Below are 2,767 nucleotides of genomic sequence, written 5' to 3' on the forward strand. Positions count from 1 at the left end.
ACTGCTCGGCGCGGTCCGGTCGGGACAGGTCAGCATCGCAGCCGCTGCGGCGGCTCTCCGCGACCTGCCGTTCGCGGACCTGGGCGATCTCAAGCTCGATCACCACCGTGAGCTGCGCACCGGTGACCCCGAGGTGGTCTTCGGGGAGGGCAAGACCGCCGACCAGTGCGCCCGCGCCGTGCAGCAGCTACTGCGCGCCGGAGACGGTCCCGTCCTGGTGACCCGGGTCAGCGACGAACAGGCCGCGGCCGTTCACGAGGTCGCCCCCGCAGCGCGCCATGACGAGGTGGGCCGGGTGGTGGTTGCCCGCCGCGCCGCGCCCGCCGCACGCGTGCACGGCGTGGTCACGGTCGCCTGCGCCGGGACCAGCGACCTGCCGGTCGCCCAGGAGTGCGCCACGGTCCTCGACGCGTTCGGCGTCGACGTCACCGTCGTCGCCGACGTGGGCGTCGCCGGTGTCCACCGTCTCCTGGCGGTCCGCGACCGGATCGACACGTCCGACGTCGCGGTGGTGGTGGCCGGCATGGAGGGCGCGTTGCCGTCACTGGTGGCCGGACTGGTTGCCGCCCCGGTCGTCGCCGTGCCCACAAGTGTGGGGTACGGAGCCTCGTTCGACGGGCTCGCGGCGCTGCTGGGCATGCTCACCGCCTGCGCCCCCGGGATCGCCGTGGTCAACATCGACGGCGGTTTCGCCGCCGCCATGGTGACCTTGCGGATGCTGCGGCTGGCGGGACGCACCCGACACGGGCGGAAGGTGAGTGAGGTGCCGACCGCGTGAAGGTCGCTCACCTTCTGTGCGAACACGGCGTCGCCGGCGACATGTGGCTCGGGGCGCTCGTCGACGCCGGCGCGCCCCTGTCGGCGCTGCAGGCCGCCGTCGACGCCCTCGATTCCGGCGCCCGGCTCGACGCCGCCACCGTCCACGTCCGCGGCGTGGCTGCCGTCAAGGTCCACGTCCGGCTACCCGCCGGGGCGCCGACCGTGCGCACCTGGGCGGAGGGCCGGTCGCTGCTGGACCGCGCCGATCTGCCGGCGGCGGTGCGTGATGCGGCGCTGTCGACGTTCCGTCGCCTCGCCGAGGCGGAAGCGGCCGCGCACGGCACCGACCTGGACCGGGTCCACCTGCACGAGCTGGGCAGCCTCGACACCGTCATCGACATCGTCGGGGCCTGCGCCGGCGTGCACGCCCTGGGCCTGCAGCGGCTCACGTCCGGGCCGGTCGCGGTGGGCTCGGGGACGGTTGCCACCGACCACGGGGACCTGCCGGTCCCCGCGCCCGCGGTGATCGAGTTGCTCCGTGGGTTCACGGTGTTCGGCGGAGGATCGCGCGAGCTGGCCACACCGACCGGGGCAGCGCTGCTCGCGACCTTGACCATCGGTGGGCCTCTCCCGGCCGTCCGCCTGACCGGCCGCGGGCGGGGCGCGGGCGACCCCGACCGTGCCGACGCCGGTGCGCTCACCGTGCTGGTCGGCGACGCGGAGACGGGGGCGGGCGCTGACCCGGCGATGGTGGTCGAGGCCACGGTCGATGACCTCTCACCGCAGCTGGTCCCGGTGGTGCTCGACGGGCTCCGCGACGCCGGCGCGCACGATGCCTGGGCGACGCCCGTGCTGATGAAGAAAGGGCGCCCCGGCTACACGCTCACCGCGCTCGTCGACGCCGCGGACATCCCCGCCACCCAGGCCGTGCTGTTCCGCGAGAGCACCACCATCGGGGTGCGGTGGTTCCCGATCAGCAGGCGACCGCTGCCTCGACGCTGGGTCACGGTGCAGGTCGAAGGCCACGACGTCCGCGTCAAGGTCGCGGAGTTCGACGGCCAGATCGTCACGGCCGTAGCGGAGTTCGACGACGTGCGCGCCGTCGCCGAGGCGCTGCACCGCCCCGCCCGTGAGGTGCAAGCCCACGCCGCCGAGCTGGCCCGCCACGCCGTGTCGTCCTGGGACCGCTCCAGTTGACGACCGTCCCACCGAGCCGGGGGGTAGCGGGCGCGAGCCACGAAGCGACCGCGTTCCCGTAGGGTTCGACACGTTGGGGGAGGACGCCGGGGTGGACGTCGAACGCCGGGTGGGCCACGTCCTCTACGACGGCCTCGCGGCCGTCTTCCGGCTCGGCTTCCGCCTGTTCAGGTGGTCGTTCGACGCTCGCGGCCAGCAGCACATCCCGTCGACCGGTCCGGTGATCGTGGCCAGCAACCACATCAGCTACCTCGACTTCTCGTTCGTGGCGCTGTGTCAACGACAGCGGCGCATCCGGTACATGGTCCGCAGCGACGTCATGCACACGCCGGTGGTGGGCGCCGCGCTGCGGGCCCTGCGACAGATCGAGATCGATCCGTACGGCGACGCCAGGCCCGGGTACCGCGACGCGCTCGCGGCGTTGCGCGCCGGGGAGGTCGTCGGGATCTTCCCGGAGGGCACGATCAGCCCGTCCTTCGTCCCGATGGAGGGACGGCCCGGCGCCGCCCGGCTCGCGGCCGCCGCCGGCGCGCCGATCGTCCCGGTGGCGGTGTGGGGCAGCCAGCGGGTCCTGACCAAGGGGCGTGACCCGCGCCCCGCCCGCGGGATCCCGATCCTGGTCCGCTATGGGGAACCACTGCTGGTCGAACGTCGCGCCGACAGCCGCGAAGCGACCGACGAGCTGATGGCCCGGATCGAGCACCTGCTCAAGCAAGCCCAGGACGACTACCCCGACCAGCCGGCGGGCCCCGACGACCGCTGGTGGGTCCCCGCGCACCTGGGCGGGACCGCCCCCACCGTCGACGAAGCG

Annotated in this window: 3 protein-coding genes; all 3 read left to right on the forward strand. The window is 74.1% G+C overall.

What is annotated here, in order from left to right:
• Position 1: 1 nt before the first annotated feature.
• The gene (larB, locus tag M3N57_00595) at positions 2-778 is read left to right on the forward strand and encodes a nickel pincer cofactor biosynthesis protein LarB (protein ID MDP9021205.1); all 777 of its coding nucleotides are present in this window, start codon (positions 2-4) and stop codon (positions 776-778) included.
• Positions 775-1,956 (forward strand): nickel pincer cofactor biosynthesis protein LarC, encoded by a 1,182-nt coding sequence (larC, locus tag M3N57_00600; protein MDP9021206.1) that lies wholly within the window; start codon positions 775-777, stop codon positions 1,954-1,956. The genes larB and larC overlap by 4 nt, the downstream gene beginning before the upstream one ends.
• Positions 1,957-2,047: 91 nt before the next feature.
• A partial coding sequence (locus M3N57_00605) for a 1-acyl-sn-glycerol-3-phosphate acyltransferase (protein MDP9021207.1) occupies positions 2,048-2,767 on the forward strand: 720 nt, incomplete at its 3' end.

The organism is Actinomycetota bacterium (genome assembly GCA_030776725.1).
In the GTDB taxonomy this organism is placed as follows: domain Bacteria; phylum Actinomycetota; class Nitriliruptoria; order Nitriliruptorales; family JAHWKO01; genus JAHWKW01.